Raw genomic sequence first — 16,344 nt, 5'->3', positions numbered from 1 at the left:
AGGGGTAGTTTTTAATGATATTCTAATCTCGATTCATAATTTTACCCAATCAAATAGCCAGAAAATACCAGCATGAATGTCTTAGTTGTTGAAGATGACCTGGAACTTACGCAGTTCATTCAGAAAGGGTTACAATCAGAAGGTGCGACCGTTGCGGTGGCATTCGACGGGGTGATCGGAAGAAGCATGGTCAATGAAAACAAATTTGATGTTGTTGTTCTCGATGTTAATCTGCCTGGTCTGAACGGCTATGACCTTTGTAGGTTCATCAAGCAAAACTGGCCGGCCGTGCCAGTGATCATGCTTACCGCGCTGGGAAGCCTTGATAACAAAGTACTGGGTTTTGAAGCAGGCGCTGACGATTATCTGGCAAAGCCTTTTGCATTCAAAGAGCTGCTTTTCCGTTTGAAAGCCCTAGCAAGACGCCACCCTTCCCGCGCTCCCAGGCCTAAGCGGCTGCAACTACTTGACCTGGAAGTAGAAACCGATTCACATCGGGTATGGCGCGCCGGTGAAAGGGTCGAGTTGACTGCCAGGGAATATGCGTTATTGGAATACTTTATGCTCAACCAGGGCAAGGTCATCAACCGGGTAGACCTACTCGAAAATGTCTGGGATGTGCATTTTAATACCAATACCAATGTGGTTGATGTGTATGTCAATTATTTGCGCCGTAAGATCGACAAGTCTGAACCGCGGCTGCTGCATACCGTATTTGGGGTTGGCTACCTGATGGGTCCTGAGCCATGAGCATCAAGCAACGTATTACGATTGTTTTTGGCCTGCTGGTGGCGGCGCTACTGCTAGTCTTTTCAATCTTTATTTACCAGGCGTATGAATCCTACCGGCAGTCACTGATGCATAGCCGGTTGCAACGAAGGGCACTGGCCGGACAGCTCTATTTTGAAAACAGGCTTGAATTTCACCGTTCCAGCTACCTGACCCTTCCCGACCAACATGAATTTTTGCTAGATAGTAGCAACAAAATTATCTATCAATCTTCGGGAACAAGTGATTATAAGCTTACACCAAAATTGCTTAGAGAAGCCCGGCAGCAGGAAGTTTATTTCAATTATAAGTCCCGGCCTTTGAAAAGACTAAAAGAAGGTATTGCCTTGTCTTTTAATGTGGACGGTAAGCGTTACGTCTCGGTTGTCACGGCACATGATCTTACCGGGATACAGGCAAGTGAGAGCCTTTTTTTTATTCTGGCCAGCGGCAATGTTATTTTGCTGGTAATTGTCGCTTTTGCTGGTTTTTTCTTTGCGCGCCGCGCAATGCTGCCCTTCGATGAGCTAATCGCTCAGATGGATCCAGCCGCAGTGAGCGACTTTTCATTCCGGTTGCAGGGCCGCAAAGGCACCGATGAAGCGGCCTATCTTGCAAACTCCTTTAACGAGCTGCTAAGCCGGTTACAGGGTCTGGCCATCAGCCAGGAGCACTTTGTTTCCTATGCATCCCATGAGATCCGCACGCCATTGACTGTGGTAAAGGGGATTTTGGAAACCTCGCTCGCCTATGACAAGCAGCTGGTTGACGTCCAGCAAAGCATGGAAAAGGCTTTGATCAGATTGGAAGGCGCTATCGAGCTTGCCAATTCGCTGCTACACCTTGCAGAAGTGGAAGGTTTGCAGTCGGCCAGGGTCCGCGAAGACATTAACATCGTAGACACGGTGCTGGATACTATCACATACTTTGGTGAGAAGCGCCCAGACCAGCAAATTGACCTCGTTCTGACAGATACCTTTACCCAGCAAAGTTCTCATCTAAGGATTTTAGGGAATGCGACGCTACTGCGTACCGTTCTGACCAATATCCTGGATAACGCAAGTAAATACTCCGGGCAAGAGCCAGTCGAGCTAAAAGTAGACCTGGAACCTTCATGGGTAACAATCACCGTCACTGATCTGGGCATCGGTATCCCGGGCGCTGAGCTCGATGATGTGTTTTTACCTATGATGCGGGCTGGTAATGTGGGAAATGTGCCGGGCTTTGGTTTAGGGCTCACCATTGCAAAGAAGATTATCGACATACACAAAGGGCACCTTAGTGTAAAATCCATGAAAGACAAGGGCACTGCCGTTTCCATTCGGTTACCAGCCCTACCGCTAGCAGATTAGCGCGCTGCTTGCCTGCTAATATATCTTTAAAATAAGCTTTTAACTCTGATTTGCGTCGACAATAATGGCGCATTGTACCCTCTTGTCCCAGTTAATAGGAATGACTGAAACTTTACTGATTGTCAAAACGCCATTTGAAAAATCGCTCGCTCAGCGTATTAAGTATGCTTGCTCTATTCTCGAAATAGTAAACGCATCCCAAATCTACGTGCCAAAGCGCGAGATGGATGCTACGGATGGATTACAAAAGGCGCTTGAAGCCTACTCACGAGTTAATACCCAATATTTTAAGGTGTTTGAAAAATATTTCAAGGCAGCTGCCGAGCGAAAATCGCTTATCAAAGGTGCAGGCCAAAGTGTTAAGCGAACTGCGCAGTGGATAAACCAGTGTGTAATCAGTGACCTTACAATCGATAGTGCCCAGCGCAAACAAATTAGTGCCCTTTACCGTAAAATCTACGCACAAAATCGGCTGAATGCACCTCATGATTTTTCCAGGCCATCCCACAATCAGGACATGCAAGATTACTTTGACAGTAATCAAGTGATACTGGATGTTTTCAAAGAGATGGTTGCTCAGCTTGATACGTATATATTTTCGGGGAAAAATCAGCAGTTTTCACTCCCCCATTGTTACCTGCTGATTTCTGAAATGGAAATGTTTAAAGCAGAGATAATCCTGCTTGCCAGCAAACTGCATGTACTCAACACTGAAAGGCTTGAAATTTTTGATCGGATTGCAGCGCGGTGCGAGGCTATTTGCAATAGAAGCCGGTTTATTTTCGGCGCAAGCTCGCCCACTTTCAAGCTTATAAAAAGGCGTAGGTTGTCAGTCAGATAGTGTGCTGCTTACCACTAGGCGTAACACACCATTTTCGCTTTTTAACTTCCAGGCCGATACAAGCTAAATCCAACTCTTTCACAATGTTGTATTGTTATGGTTTCATGCTGGCTACAATTGATGCGCATCCAAAGAGAAAAATTAGTTTAATAAAAATGGCAAATCTGTGACAATTCTTTTGAATAAGCTTACTAATAGTTAAAACAGCATTGAAGACGCAGCATCTATGTCCCTTGAAAAAGATTTTATCAGAACCGTTCAGGATCATACCGGTATTATTAACGGTATCTGCAAGACATATTTTCCCAAATCTGATGATTTTAAAGATGCCAGGCAAGATGTGGTTTTACAGCTGTGGCGTTCCTTTTCAACGTTTCGAGGAGAGTCAAAGATCAGTACCTGGATTTATAAGGTTGCTCTTAATACCATTTTAGCCAAGAGGAAAAAGGCTCACACCTGGATGCAAATGAACCATTATCACAACTGCATCTTGATCATATTTCTTCCGGCGCTGACTTGACGGGAGATTTTACCCAGGAATTTTTCTGGTTGGTTAGTACTCTCGGTGATTGTGACAGGGCTATTATCATTCTTTCGGTCGAAGGATATTCCAATAAGGAAATTGCTGGCATACTTGATCTAACTGCAACTAATGTAAGCACAAGGTTGAACCGCGTAAAACAAAAACTTAAAGACCGTTATCACAATGAACAACAGTAGGTTAAAACGTGCTTGGGAGCAACAAAAGATAGATTTTCAAGATCAGCTCATTTCAGAAGAAGAAATTCTGTGTGCAATACTCCCAGATCTTAGCAAACAACAAAACGTTCGAGGGCTTCTTTATAACGCATCGTTTTTTCTATTCTTGCTCATCTTTTGTCAAACCTGCTGATGTTAAGTTACATAATCTGGGATGCTGACCCCGAAGTATTCTCTTGGGCAAGTGTACCGCGTTGGTATGGTGTTTTCTGGGCAATTGGCATCTCCCTGAGCATCTTGGTTGCAGGCCGTATCTTCAAAATTGAGAAGCGTCCACGTACCGAAATCGATGAACTTACCCTGTTTTTAATTATCGGAACCTTGGTTGGCGCTCGGTTAGGACATATTTTATTTTATGAGCCCTTATATTACTGGCAGCATCCAATCGAGATATTACCTGTCTCGTTAACACCTTCATTCCATTTTACTGGTCTTGCAGGACTAGCCAGCCATGGAGGTGGTGTAGGTCTGATCATTGCGGCTTTCATTTTTGCCAGACGTAAAAAACTGCATTTCCTTTGGCTTTTAGACCGGATTGCCATTCTCGTCCCGTTATGTGGGGTATTTATACGTTTAGGGAATTTAATGAATTCGGAGATGATCGGAACTCCATCCACTATGCCTTGGGCATTTGTATTCACTAATATTGATAACGTTCCAAGACACCCAGCTCAATTATACGAAGCAATTTATTGCGGTTTGATATTCTGGCTTATGTTTTATTTATGGCACCGCAAGCGCCTTGAATGGGGACACGGTGTACTATTTGGAATTATGATATCGACCTTGTTTTCCTTCCGCTTTATAGATGAGTTTTTTAAGGAAAATCAGGAAGCTTTTGAAAATAACATGGTCCTTAATATGGGTCAAATACTTAGCATTCCATTCATTCTTCTTGGATTGCTTATTATTGCTGCCCGTTTCAACAAGCCTATCCACAGGTAATAAAGCAGTTGCGAAGTACTATTTAATGTATACCTACTTGTATTAACTGTACACTTATGGCACTCCTGAGTAGAGAATCGCATAAAATGGAAAATGGGCTCCAGTACGTTTTAACCACGGTTTCTACGCACTCTAAAATGTCCTCTTTTTGCATGCGAAGAGACAATATCAACTTCAACTTGTTAATAACGTGGGTCAGCTGCTACCAGGAAGCCGTCGACTTTCTTAAAACCTTACATGTAGTATTCGCGACAACCCAAATTGTTCTACCAATGCAACTCTATTGACTATCCCCATTATACAGCTCTGTTATGCAGCTTAAATGCATCCTGAGTCTATACAACTCCGACAGCCTTTACATGTAGCATTCTCGACAACCGAAATCGCTACATGAAATTTAATTAGATGCTGCTTGTATATTACTCAATCAGCTTGCAAGCCTCCCAACGATACTGCTCCCCATTTGATATGACATGGGCCATTAGGTGCCCGTCCTCAAAGGTTAGCTCAATGTTGGTCTTTTCATCTGGCGCAATACCAGTGTTAGCAGTTAAAAAAGAGTGAATATTCTTTTGGTAGTGCTTTATAACTCTTGATTGCCAATCTCCTTCTTTAAACTTGCTAACAAAAACAACATACCTAGGGTCATTGAAGAGCTTGCTAAACTTATCATGCTCAGTACGCACGTCCAGCATTCGCCCTTCCTGGGCAGTCAGCTTCGTTGCGTGTTTTTGCGCGGCCTTCTGATCTTGATAAGGAGTCGCTATAAAAGCCTGGCCTTCTGGCAAGCCAGGCCAATTAAAGCGTTGTAGGACGATAAAGTATTTTCCGCTACTAAGCAGCGCTTTGAGATAAGGCATGTCTAGTACTAAAAATGGGTTATAGGATGCAGTCATACACTGGTCTGTTTATTTGAAATTCCGCCCCGATGGGAAGATTTCCATTTGGACGTCTTTCTTTCTTACCTGCGTTTTTTTGTTTACTGCCGCAGATGCGTATTCATCTTTTTCATCTGCACGTGAAAGTGTTTGAACCTCCGGGTCCGCGCCACTGCCCACATTCAGTTCGCGAAGTAGTGGGGACATATCATAGCAGTGGCGAACTATCACATGGACTACTTCACCTTCGATCTGCAACTTGCCTTCGACCATCAAAAGGCGCGCGCGCAAAATCTCTTTGCGGTACTTTTCAAAAAGGTGTTGAAAGACGACCAAATTGGCAACTCCGGTCTCGTCCTCGATGGTGATGAAGCAAACACCGCCCGCTGTCCCCGGTCTCTGCCTGACGAGCACCAAGCCTGCTACCCGGACAATGGTGCCCGCTTTGCGGCTGGAAAGATCCTGGGTTGCAACCACGCGTTTGGCGGCAAGCTGCTGCCGCACGAAGCTTACCGGATGCGCTTTAAGCGAAAGTGAAGTGGAAGCATAATCCTGGACAACATGCTCAGCAGGCGTCAGCTTAGGAAGCTCGACCGGCTGCTCAAATGCGCTTTGCGACTGCTGACCAGTAAAAAGCCCAAACGGCCGGTCTGCAAGCGCAGTCGCTTCCCACATCGCCCGCCTGCGGTCAAGCCCCATGGTACCGAATGCATCCGCATCAGCAAGCTTTTCAATGGCACTTTGCGAGACACCTGCGTCGCGCACCAGGTGGATGGATGCATAAGGCTGAGATCTCGCGGCAACAAGCAGTTCCATTTCATCTTGCCTGATTCCTTTTACCTGCCGGAAACCCAGCCTAATCACCTTATATTTCCCTTCGGCTGGTTCCAACATATTGTCCCAATAAGACAAATTCACATCAACCGGCTTTACGACAACCCCATGCTTTCGGGCATCAATGATGATCTGGGCAGGCTGGTAAAAACCCATGGGCATGCTGTTAAGCAGCGCAGCCGCAAAGACATCAGGATAATAGCATTTGAGCCAGCAAGACACATATACCAAAAGGGCAAAACTGGCTGCATGGCTTTCAGGAAACCCATAGCTTCCAAAGCCTTCCAGCTGCCGGAAAATCCTTTTCGCGTAATCTTCCGAGTATCCGCGCGACGTCATGCCATCAATCAGCTTCTTTTCAAATTGCGAAACCATCCCGGATAGTTTAAAGGTTGCCATGCTCCTGCGCAGCTTGTCGGCTTCTGCCGGCGTAAAACCTGCGGCGACAATGGCGATTTTCATGGCTTGCTCCTGAAAGAGCGGTACGCCCAGCGTTCGGCCCAGGATTGCTTCCAGCTCTTTGGAAGGATACTCGACGGCTTCTTCACCATTCCGGCGTCGCAAATACGGGTGCACCATATCCCCCTGAATGGGCCCTGGCCTAACAATGGCGACCTCGATGACCAGGTCATAAAAATGTTTGGGCTTCATGCGTGGTAGCATCGACTGCTGCGCGCGGCTTTCGATCTGGAACACGCCAATCGTGTCTGCGTGACCGATCATATCATACACCACCGGATCATCCTGCGGCACATTGGCCAGCGTCAGGGAAAGGCCGTAATGCTCCTTGGCCAAATCAAACGCTTTCCGGATACAGGTCAGCATCCCCAGCGCCAAGACATCAATCTTCAGAAAACCAAGCGTATCGATATCGTCCTTGTTCCATTCAATGTTGGTGCGGCCCGGCATTCGAGCGTTTAGGATCGGGCAAAGATCTGTGATCTTTCCTTGGGTGATCACAAAGCCGCCCGTATGTTGGCCCAGCTGGCGGGGAAAACCCATAAACTGATGCGTTAAGTCCAGCACCTTGACAAGATGTGGATCATCTGCATTAAATCCCTGCTCGGTTATCCGCTTGCCTTCAAACCACTCGTCAGTAAACTCCCAGATAGAGCCAGATAGCCGGTTGATTGCATCGACAGACATGCCCATCGCTTTGGCCACATCACGGATTGCCCCTTTCTGGTGCTGCTGGGTCACAGTGGCGACGATTGCAGACCGGTCCCGTCCATACTTTTCATAAATGTACTGGATGACTTCTTCACGCCGCTCATGCTCAAAGTCTACGTCGATATCGGGGGGCTCATTCCGCGCCGATGATATAAACCGCTCAAACAACAAATCAAATTTGGTCGGATCAACACTGGTAATGCCCAAACAGAAACAGACCGTCGAATTGGCAGCCGAGCCCCGCCCCTGGCATAATATACCTTTCTGCCGCGCAAACCGCACAATATCATATACAGTCAAAAAATAGGCCGCATAATCCATCTCTTCAATAAATTTCATTTCATGGTTAATGGCATTTATTACTTTTTCGGGCAGTGGATCACCGTAGAAATCCCTGGCACCTTTCCATGCCAGATAGGTGAGTTCTTCTTGTGGGCTTCGGCCTTCACTGGTGATCTCTTCCGGATATACGTATTTCAAACTATCAAGCGTAAACTGGCAGGCATCAGCAATCTGCTGGCTGCGGCGTACTGCATCGGGATATGCCCTGAACAGGCGCAACATCTCTTTCTCTGGTTTTAGGTACCGCTCAGCATTTTGGTGCAGCAAAAAGCCAGCGTCATAGATCGTACACTTTTCACGGATACAGGTCAAAATATCCTGTAACTGCCGCCGCTCGGGATGGTGATAGTGCACATCGTTAGTGGCTACAAGCGGGATACCAAGCCGGTCAGCGATTTGTGAAAGGCGGTAAAGCTTTTTGGCATCATTGCCCAGGTAACCCCGGCTGGCCGAAATGTAAAGCTGATCACCCAGGGCATCCCGATAATCTTTAAGGGCCCTTTCAAAGCCAGGTTCAAAATCAAAATCTGTATTGAGCTCATCGGGTGCAACAGCAACGAAAATGATCCCTTCGCTATGCGCGTATACATCCCTTCGGAAAAGTGCGCATTTGCCTTTCTCGGTCCGCAGGTTCCCCGTTGAAAGAAGCCCCGACAGGCGCCCGTAAGCGCCCTTATCTGTTGGGTATGCAAGAAGGCTTGGGCCGTCGATCAAATCAAGCCGCGCTGCAGGGATGATCTGAATATCCTTTTCACGCGCCGCAGCATGTGCGCGCACGATCCCAGCCAACGTGTTGCGGTCGGTGATGGCTATTTTCTTGTAGCCAATTGCGCATGCATACTCCACCAGTTCCTCAGGATGTGAGCCACCCCTGAGAAAACTGAAATTTGTCGTTACCTGTAATTCGGTATAAGCCATGCCTGGATTTGTTTAAGACTTATGCAAAATATCCGTGTATGAACCACTCGGGCTTGTTATCATCCTGGTAGTGGCCGAGCCGGAATATCCAGAACCTGGCCCCTGCTTCATCTTCGACTGTATAGTAATCGCGGTGCAAACCTTCCTGTATCCACCATTCCTGTTCAATTCGCTCGGGACCGTCTGCCCTTTTTATCTTGTGGACTTTTCCCTGATAGCGGAAAAGCATGGGCGGGTAATCCGGAACGGGGGCTGAGACTTCTACCCTCTGGGGTTCTGGTAGCAAATGCACGGGCCGGGGCCGGTCAATGCGCCAGGGAGTCTGCGGTTGCTCTTTTAAAGTGGCCGCTTCAATGGTGCAGCGCTCTGGCCAGTAGTGCTGGGCGGGTAGGTAGCGATGGCTGATGTCAGGGCCCGCCCTTGCAACAAGGCGGTCAAGGAGCTCTGCAATTTCCACCCATTTGTTTGCCGCACCTAAATTAAAGAGCTGGTCTTGCTGCTCTCCAAGCGGTTCTACTATCGGTGCCTCCAATACAAAAAGCTCAATGCCCAATGCCGGTTCAATGGTTGGGATTTTTAACTCAAAGAGTTTGAACAAGTGTCCTGCACTGCAACTGGCAAAGCTGGTGCCAATCTCCACCTGCCGCATTTCACCGTCAATCCGGTAGCATTTCAGTACTGCTTTGCGTACCCCCTGCCCTTCTTTGACAAGCCGGCTGCACAGCATTTCCAGCAGCTTTTGCATGGCAATCTCGATGCCCGGTGCGGTGCGAATGGGTTCCAGGCAAGGCAATCGCTCAGTAAATGGCTCAGGTGGTTGGATTGGCTCGAAGGCTTCATGGACATGGCCAAGCGCCTGCCCTAGCCGGTCTAAAAGCGCCTGCCCAAAACGCCGTCTAAGCACAGATGGCGCTATATACACAAAGCTTTTTATCTGATAAAACCCAAGCTTATACATCTTTTCGATGGCAATCTGCTCTAAGCGCAGCGCCATAGGCGGTAAGGCCAGCAGTGCATCAAGCTGCGCGCCAGGCGCAACGATACGCTCGGATTTACCGTACCGGCAAACAGCCCACGCGGTGGCTATCGTATCTGCCATGGCCGCGCGCGCATCATAACCACTGCCTTTCAAGCGAGCGACGATATCTTTCAGGTAAGCCATCTCACCATCCCATAAATGCGTGCAGCCGGTTGCATCTAAAATCAAACCGTCATCAAGATCAATCCCTGCAAGTGGCGTGTAGCGTAGCGTCCATTTAGCAAGTGCATTCAGAAGCTTTTCTGCCAGCTCTGCATCGTCTTCGATCACCTCCAACGAGGGCAGAACAGCACGGGCATCTGCCACAACCATGCCTTCGACGATCCCGCAGCCCCGGGCCTGTGCGCTAGCGGCTTTCACTACAACACGTCCGCGGCTGGGCGCAGCCAAAACAAAAGGAGTACCTGCCAGCTCAGGCCGTTTTAACACAAGCCGGTCTGTGGTTAAATGAGGGAACCATATGGATACATAGCGCGCCATACCTACCCTACTTGAAGCAGCTCGCCCTTATCCTGGCTATCCTGCGTTATAATGGATTTCAAATTCTGATTTTGCCATTCTACCTGCCAGCTGCCTGGCTGGCCGTTGCGGATTTTTAGCAGCTGCACATTCCAGCGGGGATGCCCGACACCTGGAAGCTCGTTTTGCCCCTCTGTCGGGAGTGGGCTAATTTGCCACCGGCAGACGGCGGCAACTGGATTCATACTGCGTGGATTTATCCTATGCAAAAGGCCGGTCACCCTACTCTGCTCACAGGCAAGTTGAAGCCGTCGGGATGCGGTTAGCCCAATTTCCTGTACCTGGCCAACTACTGCTGAAAGTGCCTGGCAACGAAGCCCTTCCTCAATCATCCAGAGCAGGTCACGCTCCTTTTTGACGTCAATAAATATGACCCTTTCCGGTGCTACCCCAAAGAAGCTTAAAGCTGGTGGAAAAACAGTCCTTTGCATCCCGACCCAAAGGCAGATACCATCCTGCTTCATTAGGAAACCTGCAAGCGCAGCCATAAAACCGCTCGTTGCTGCGGATTGTCCCTGGTCCGTACTGATAAATTCATGCATAGCCCCAACTGGAAATGCCCCCTGGGGAAAGGCATCCTGGATTGGCCCCAATCCTGTCCCCATCTGTTTATGGTGTGAAGCCACACGCATGCCCTGCAAGGAAAGGATTTCAGCTCTCAGCCTGGTTATCAGCTCATTCTTATCAGTTGCAGTTTCCATATCATAGCATTTATTATTAGCTTTGATATTTTTAATAACAAAGTTGTGATTTCAATAATAACATTATGCCATGACAAGCGCAAAACTTTTTTTTCACACTAACATCCGTTTCCTGCGTGACCGCAAGCGGTTGACCCAGGAAGATTTTTCACAAAAGCTTGGTTTAACCCGTGTTAAACTGGCTTCCCTTGAAGCAGGAAGGACAGAAAACCCGACCGCAGCTGACCTAATGAAATTTTCAGATTTCTTTCATATTAGCATTGACACGCTTTTCCGGGTTGACCTTACGAAACTCTCAGAGTTGAAGCTTCGAGAATTGGAGTCGGGAAGTGATGTTTACATTACCGGCAGCAATTTGCGGGTCCTGGCTATTTCAACTGATCAGACAAGTAAAGAAAATGTCGAGTATGTACCCATCAAGGCCAAGGCGGGCTATCGTCATGGGTATGCTGACCCAGACTTCATTGCCAAGCTACCCAAGTTTTCTATGCCTAACCTTCCTGCTGGCGGCACCTTCCGGATGTTTCCTACGATTGGTGATTCCATGCTGCCACTTCCGGAAGGATCTGATGTGATTTGTAAGTTTGTGGAAGACTGGACACAGTTAAAACCAGGCACACTATGCATTGCCATGCTGCGCGGGGAGCAGGATTTTGTCTTCAAAAGGCTCACTGTTGATCCGGTTAATAAAACAGTGCTTTTAGAATCACTCAACCCATTGTATGAACCTTATCAGGTTGTGGCCAGTGACGTGTTGGAAATCTGGAAATACCATAGCTATCAGTCCAAAGACCTGCCAGAGCCTGTTTCACAAATGCACCACATTGCCCAGACAGTCAACGAAATATTGGAGCGAATGAAGGTTGTGGAAGAAAAAGTTGGAAGCTCTTTATGAAAGTCATAAGTGAATATGGCCCTATCAATTTGAAGCAGCCTCATTTGCCCCGTGAACTTACATGTAGTATTCCCGACAACCGAATTTCGGTATCATATCTAACATTCAAAAATTAATCTATGGAAAGCAGCCTCTGCTTTGATAAGCCAACTCTCACGATATGCAAGTAGATTTCTAACATGTCATATCATACTCTTAAGCCTAGTTGACTTTCTGTTCTGTAACGATCGCTTTAAATTCATGATACAGGTCATCCGGCACTTTCTTGTTTGCAGCGTACAAATCGCAAATTCTGTTACATGTAAATAAATCTTTTACACTTAGAATAATGATGCCATTGTAATGATTTCGGATAGCGGAGAAGGCTAAAAACTGTTCTCCGTGAGTGATTTGAGTATTCATGTCTACTTCATCGGTTTTACGTCTGAGTATGAAACATAACCATCCTTCCTGTTAACGTTAGAAAAATATACCCATACAGAATCATTTTTTTCTCCCGCACCCCAAAAGGGTAGCGAGTTCTCTATCTTCCAAACTTCACCATCAACATTTTTATAAATCAATAGAAACTGCTCATCACTAAGTTTTGTTTTAGGAATGTGGATTTTTTCTAAAATAGCCGCCTTTACACTATCTGATTTAACAATAGAAAGTGGCACATTGCTAATCATTTGCCCAATGGGTATTGGTTTAACCGAAGTCTTAGAATTTAACAGCTCAGTTACTAATACAAAGGCTAGGGCTAGCAGCATAAGTGAATACAAAATGGTTTTCATATTTAATTTCCGTTTAAGTCGCGCTCAAATTCTTCAAGTGTGTAATGGTTCTTGACATTCAATCTCGCATTCTCTTTTATAGTAGTTAGAATCCGGATCATGGATTTTTCAGCCCTCTCAATACTTTCATTAAGATTAGATTCTGCACCAGAAACAAGTTGACCAATGCTTTTCTCATGAGAGTTGGTTATACCTTGTAAATTTTCTCTTGTCAAATCCATATTCTTCAACAGGCTACTTAACGTTTCAATATCGGTTTGTATCTGCTCGCTAACTTGTTGGCTCTTAGCGGATTCTTTGTAGTATGTATTCAAATGCTTTAAAAATCGCTTGTATTCCTCATTAAAATCTTCCAGATGCATGGTGCTGTAGGCAAAATCCTTACGCAGCAAGTCCACCGCCTTGCCAAGCTCCTGAATTTGAATACCATTTCTATTCGCAATCCGAAGCAAATCTTGAAGGTTAGACCTTATCTCATCAGGAAAATCATTCTTTCTCATCTGAATAATGATGAAAAGCATGACGACCACAAGTAAAATAATTTTAGATGATAGTAACATGGCTATCTAATTTTTTGTGACTCAATATTAACTGCAGCAAACTGAGTAACTATATCCATTATACGTTTCGTAAGGGTAATGCAGATTTTAGGATCTGTATTTTGTATCAAGGTGAGAGTAGTTGGGGAAAAGCTTCTCCACAGGCTTGCAATTTCGTAATATATCTTACCACAAAACAATTTGTCGTCTTATAAGGGGATCGCATAAAAAAGTAAGTTAAATTATAAAATGTAAATCTAATATTTCATAATTTAACTTACAAATTTCCTGATGTATTTAGAGGATGTAGGTGGTTCGCCTAAATTGTAATAATACAGTTCGGCTCTATGATATATGGTGAAAATAGAAAATGTGCATACAAACCAAGCTGCTTCGATACTTGGTTCAGCAATTAAAGGTTGTCGTAAAAAGCTTTCATAATAAAAAGTCGATAATCAAAATCTAATCCGAACCATTCCTTGGTCGTAAAATAAAGTCTCATTTTAGGAACAAGCTCTAAACTGGATCCCCTACTATTTAAAATATTAGGTTCAAAAGCATCGCTGCCAAACTTTAATAATATGCTTTCAACAGAATAAGAAGGGATTGAGATTTGATCATTTTCAATTGTATTTACACAGTTCAAGGACCGAAAATGTTTCGTTGCATTTTGAATTGCAGGTTCCATAAGAGTAAAGTAGGAAATATTGGTGGCTGAAAGTACTTCGTCAAAATTGGTAGAAAACTTCTTCTGTGACAATACGAAAAAAGTCTAATTTGATATTTTTTTTTGAAATATTTTTAAACAAAAATGGTACGTCTTAAGACGTACCATATAAGACAAATACCGAAATGGATGAAAAAAGTACAGTTTTGTGTCTAATTCTCTAATTTATGGATCAACTCAAGTCTGTTTTTAACAAGTACCTTTCTGAAGGTATTTTCTAAATGTTTCTTGACTGTACCCACCTGAATATTCAGTGAATTTCCTATCTCTTCGTTAGTATAGCCCAATTTTAAAAGCCTAACGACTTCCTTCTCCTTAGTAGTAAGACCAAATTCATTCATATTCATTTCTAATCTCATCCCTGGATCATACGAATCATTAACTATGACCGCTTCTTCTTCGTATGCAAATTCCAGCGGCATAACCACAGCTTTATTTTCTTCCAATGACACAGCAGGCAATGCTTCCTCAGCTTTGTCGATTTCTTTTAATCTTTCGAGATCGGTTCGTACATCACGAATTGACTGCCTCACAAATAAAAGTGTAATGATAGCAAACCCACCATTGGTTAATAATGCTTCGTTCACCTGCTCAATTCGAAAGTATGCAAGAAAGGCAAGGGTTGCATAAGGTATCACTGCAAAGTAAACTCCGATGATTTGTAGGTAATCCTTCCTTTCTACATTTTTGTACTTCTCGCGGATAGACCTAAACAGAACGTACCCTAATATGATCCCATAAATTGCGGGTATGATCAGGCCATTATCAATGGCCTGATCAATATTCTTATTCAATAAGTATGTTACCCCGGCTACCAACAAAAACGGAAGATGCAAAAAGAAGTAAATTCCTCTTGTTGCATGCCATTTTAACTCACTGATGTCATACGCTTTATAAAAATAAAACGGAAAATATGAAGCCATAATAAACCCAGCCCCGTACGTTAATATGTATTGAACGCCAATGGGAATAAAATTTATTCTTGGGTCTGGAAAGAAACCCATTGCAACATTTTTAACTATCAATAATATGAGGAGTATTAAATAATACTTCCGCATCTTTTCTCTTTTCGCCAGATATAAAGGCAACTGGAACAACAACATTATAATTTCAAAAACTATAAAGATTGCAGTTACCACATGCATATCTGTATTAGATATTGTCATTTGTCTTATTACTGATTAAATATAGTGTATATCCAAAATCTAGCTCTTTGTAGATTTTCAGTCCGTACCTTTCATACCAAGGAATATTCTTTACTGTAGATGTTTCCAAGAAAATTGGACGGTGTTCAATTTTGGAATCTTCAATAATCTCCGTTAATAGCTTTCCTCCTACTCCCTTGGACTGCGCTTGCGGTTTTACGCCTATGAACCACAAGTAGTAAATCGGTCTGTCTGGGTAATTAGCAGAAATTGCTTTTTCTCTTTTCATAGCTTTGAGAGCATTTTTTAATCCGATCCCAAAAAGGACCAGCCGAACTTCATTTAATAGTCCAGAAAGTGTCGTTTTCTTTTTTTCAGGAGCTGAAACCAATGCGCATGCTTGTTCATCATCGGAGAGAAGTACTTTACCACTTGCCATACACACCTCGAATGAGTACGCCATTAGCTCTGAAATTCTGCTCAAACGTTTTGAATCATTCGGAATAAGGTAATTGATACTCTTATTGTCTTGAAATGAGTCAGTTAGTATTTTTACAATGAGATCCTTGTCACTACGCTTCGCTAATTTCATAATTTATAAATGTTAAATTCTCAAATAATGATATAGGTCTAAAGACGCATTTTAACGGAAAAACGAAAAAAAAGCCACAAATCTTCCTTTTTTCTCGCTTAATAGGCCTATTTAAAATAGCAACTCACAGTGTAAAAAAGTGAGCCACTTAAAGAAAGCCAACGTACTGGTCAGCCCTTTTTACAGGCAACAAGGAATGAGATTTTAATTTTCCCACTAGGAAAAATTTGTCGTTAAAGTGACAGCCTGTCACTTATTCAGAGCTCATTGAAGCGGTGTGATAGACTATCGGAATCGTGGCTATCAAGGCTAGAAACGAACGAAATAACCTCTTTCAATCTTCTAGCATTTCGTCGATAGTCTTCTAACTCGGTCTTAACCCGTTCAAGAGACAATTTGAGACTTGCTATAACCTGAGTGTTATTTGGATATTGGCGAACAGCATACATAAAGGCTTTACTCCCACTACCAACTATTCCCTGATCAATGATTTGATTCAAGATATTGACAACATCTTCGTTTTCTTCTTTGTCAAGATGCTCAACAACGATCGTTTTGAATTCTTTAGACATAAACTATAAGAGGTATATTAAAGCGGCCTGTC

Annotated in this window: 17 protein-coding genes; 7 read left to right on the top strand and 10 right to left on the bottom strand. The window is 44.4% G+C overall.

Going from position 1 to position 16,344, the window contains the following annotated elements; translation table 11 throughout:
• The first annotated feature begins 72 nt into the window (after positions 1 to 72).
• From ACTIE6_RS08195 to lgt, 6 genes are all read left to right on the top strand, one after another.
• On the top strand, positions 73 to 750 hold the full coding sequence (locus tag ACTIE6_RS08195; RefSeq protein ID WP_026630118.1) for a response regulator transcription factor: 678 nt from the start codon (positions 73 to 75) through the stop codon (positions 748 to 750).
• Entirely contained in the window at positions 747 to 2,120 is a 1,374-nt protein-coding gene (locus ACTIE6_RS08190) for a sensor histidine kinase (protein ID WP_439556170.1), read from the top strand. The genes ACTIE6_RS08195 and ACTIE6_RS08190 overlap by 4 nt, the downstream gene beginning before the upstream one ends.
• Positions 2,121 to 2,220: 100 nt before the next feature.
• Positions 2,221 to 2,961, top strand: a complete 741-nt coding sequence (locus tag ACTIE6_RS08185; RefSeq protein ID WP_439556169.1) for a hypothetical protein — start codon at positions 2,221 to 2,223, stop codon at positions 2,959 to 2,961.
• 226 nt (positions 2,962 to 3,187) lie between these two features.
• Positions 3,188 to 3,481 (top strand): sigma-70 family RNA polymerase sigma factor, encoded by a 294-nt coding sequence (locus ACTIE6_RS08180; protein WP_439556168.1) that lies wholly within the window; start codon positions 3,188 to 3,190, stop codon positions 3,479 to 3,481.
• A complete protein-coding gene (locus tag ACTIE6_RS08175; protein ID WP_439556167.1) occupies positions 3,478 to 3,681 on the top strand; it encodes an RNA polymerase sigma factor in 204 nt (67 codons plus the stop codon). The genes ACTIE6_RS08180 and ACTIE6_RS08175 overlap by 4 nt, the downstream gene beginning before the upstream one ends.
• A gap of 156 nt (positions 3,682 to 3,837) precedes the next feature.
• Positions 3,838 to 4,665 carry a prolipoprotein diacylglyceryl transferase gene (lgt, locus tag ACTIE6_RS08170; protein WP_439556166.1) on the top strand — a complete coding sequence of 276 codons (828 nt, stop codon included), beginning with the start codon at positions 3,838 to 3,840 and terminating at the stop codon, positions 4,663 to 4,665.
• Between the two features lie 419 nt (positions 4,666 to 5,084).
• Here the strand turns inward: lgt and ACTIE6_RS08165 are convergent, their stop codons facing one another.
• The 4 genes from ACTIE6_RS08165 to ACTIE6_RS08150 are packed head-to-tail and all read right to left on the bottom strand — an operon-like array spanning position 5,085 to position 11,066.
• Positions 5,085 to 5,561, bottom strand: a complete 477-nt coding sequence (locus tag ACTIE6_RS08165) for a hypothetical protein (protein ID WP_439556165.1) — start codon at positions 5,559 to 5,561, stop codon at positions 5,085 to 5,087.
• Positions 5,562 to 5,573: 12 nt separating this feature from the next.
• Positions 5,574 to 8,807, bottom strand: coding sequence for an error-prone DNA polymerase (locus ACTIE6_RS08160; protein ID WP_439556164.1), 3,234 nt, complete (start codon positions 8,805 to 8,807; stop codon positions 5,574 to 5,576).
• 19 nt (positions 8,808 to 8,826) lie between these two features.
• Positions 8,827 to 10,326: a Y-family DNA polymerase gene (locus ACTIE6_RS08155; RefSeq protein WP_439556163.1), complete on the bottom strand. Its 1,500-nt coding sequence runs from the start codon at positions 10,324 to 10,326 to the stop codon at positions 8,827 to 8,829.
• A 2-nt stretch (positions 10,327 to 10,328) separates the two neighbouring features.
• The gene (locus tag ACTIE6_RS08150) at positions 10,329 to 11,066 is read right to left on the bottom strand and encodes an ImuA family protein (protein WP_439556162.1); all 738 of its coding nucleotides are present in this window, start codon (positions 11,064 to 11,066) and stop codon (positions 10,329 to 10,331) included.
• A gap of 70 nt (positions 11,067 to 11,136) precedes the next feature.
• Here ACTIE6_RS08150 and ACTIE6_RS08145 point away from each other — a divergent pair, with 70 nt between their 5' ends.
• On the top strand, positions 11,137 to 11,961 hold the full coding sequence (locus tag ACTIE6_RS08145; protein WP_439556161.1) for an XRE family transcriptional regulator: 825 nt from the start codon (positions 11,137 to 11,139) through the stop codon (positions 11,959 to 11,961).
• A 404-nt stretch (positions 11,962 to 12,365) separates the two neighbouring features.
• Here the strand turns inward: ACTIE6_RS08145 and ACTIE6_RS08140 are convergent, their stop codons facing one another.
• The 6 genes from ACTIE6_RS08140 to ACTIE6_RS08115 all read right to left on the bottom strand — a co-directional run bounded on the left by ACTIE6_RS08140 (position 12,366) and on the right by ACTIE6_RS08115 (position 16,312).
• The gene (locus tag ACTIE6_RS08140; RefSeq protein ID WP_439556160.1) at positions 12,366 to 12,737 is read right to left on the bottom strand and encodes a hypothetical protein; all 372 of its coding nucleotides are present in this window, start codon (positions 12,735 to 12,737) and stop codon (positions 12,366 to 12,368) included.
• A 2-nt stretch (positions 12,738 to 12,739) separates the two neighbouring features.
• On the bottom strand, positions 12,740 to 13,297 hold the full coding sequence (locus ACTIE6_RS08135; RefSeq protein WP_138484497.1) for a hypothetical protein: 558 nt from the start codon (positions 13,295 to 13,297) through the stop codon (positions 12,740 to 12,742).
• A 391-nt stretch (positions 13,298 to 13,688) separates the two neighbouring features.
• Positions 13,689 to 13,964 carry a hypothetical protein gene (locus ACTIE6_RS08130; protein WP_439556159.1) on the bottom strand — a complete coding sequence of 92 codons (276 nt, stop codon included), beginning with the start codon at positions 13,962 to 13,964 and terminating at the stop codon, positions 13,689 to 13,691.
• A 191-nt stretch (positions 13,965 to 14,155) separates the two neighbouring features.
• Positions 14,156 to 15,169: a helix-turn-helix transcriptional regulator gene (locus ACTIE6_RS08125; RefSeq protein WP_439556158.1), complete on the bottom strand. Its 1,014-nt coding sequence runs from the start codon at positions 15,167 to 15,169 to the stop codon at positions 14,156 to 14,158.
• On the bottom strand, positions 15,156 to 15,740 hold the full coding sequence (locus tag ACTIE6_RS08120; protein WP_138484493.1) for a GNAT family N-acetyltransferase: 585 nt from the start codon (positions 15,738 to 15,740) through the stop codon (positions 15,156 to 15,158). The genes ACTIE6_RS08125 and ACTIE6_RS08120 overlap by 14 nt, the downstream gene beginning before the upstream one ends.
• A 257-nt stretch (positions 15,741 to 15,997) precedes the next feature.
• A complete protein-coding gene (locus tag ACTIE6_RS08115; protein ID WP_439556157.1) occupies positions 15,998 to 16,312 on the bottom strand; it encodes a hypothetical protein in 315 nt (104 codons plus the stop codon).
• Between the last annotated feature and the right edge of the window lie 32 nt (positions 16,313 to 16,344).

The sequence above is a fragment of the Dyadobacter sp. genome, from assembly GCF_051859145.1.
In the GTDB taxonomy this organism is placed as follows: Bacteria; Bacteroidota; Bacteroidia; order Cytophagales; family Spirosomataceae; genus Dyadobacter.
Note: the sequence above shows the minus strand (reverse complement) of the source record. Positions and strands in the feature narration are given on the sequence as shown.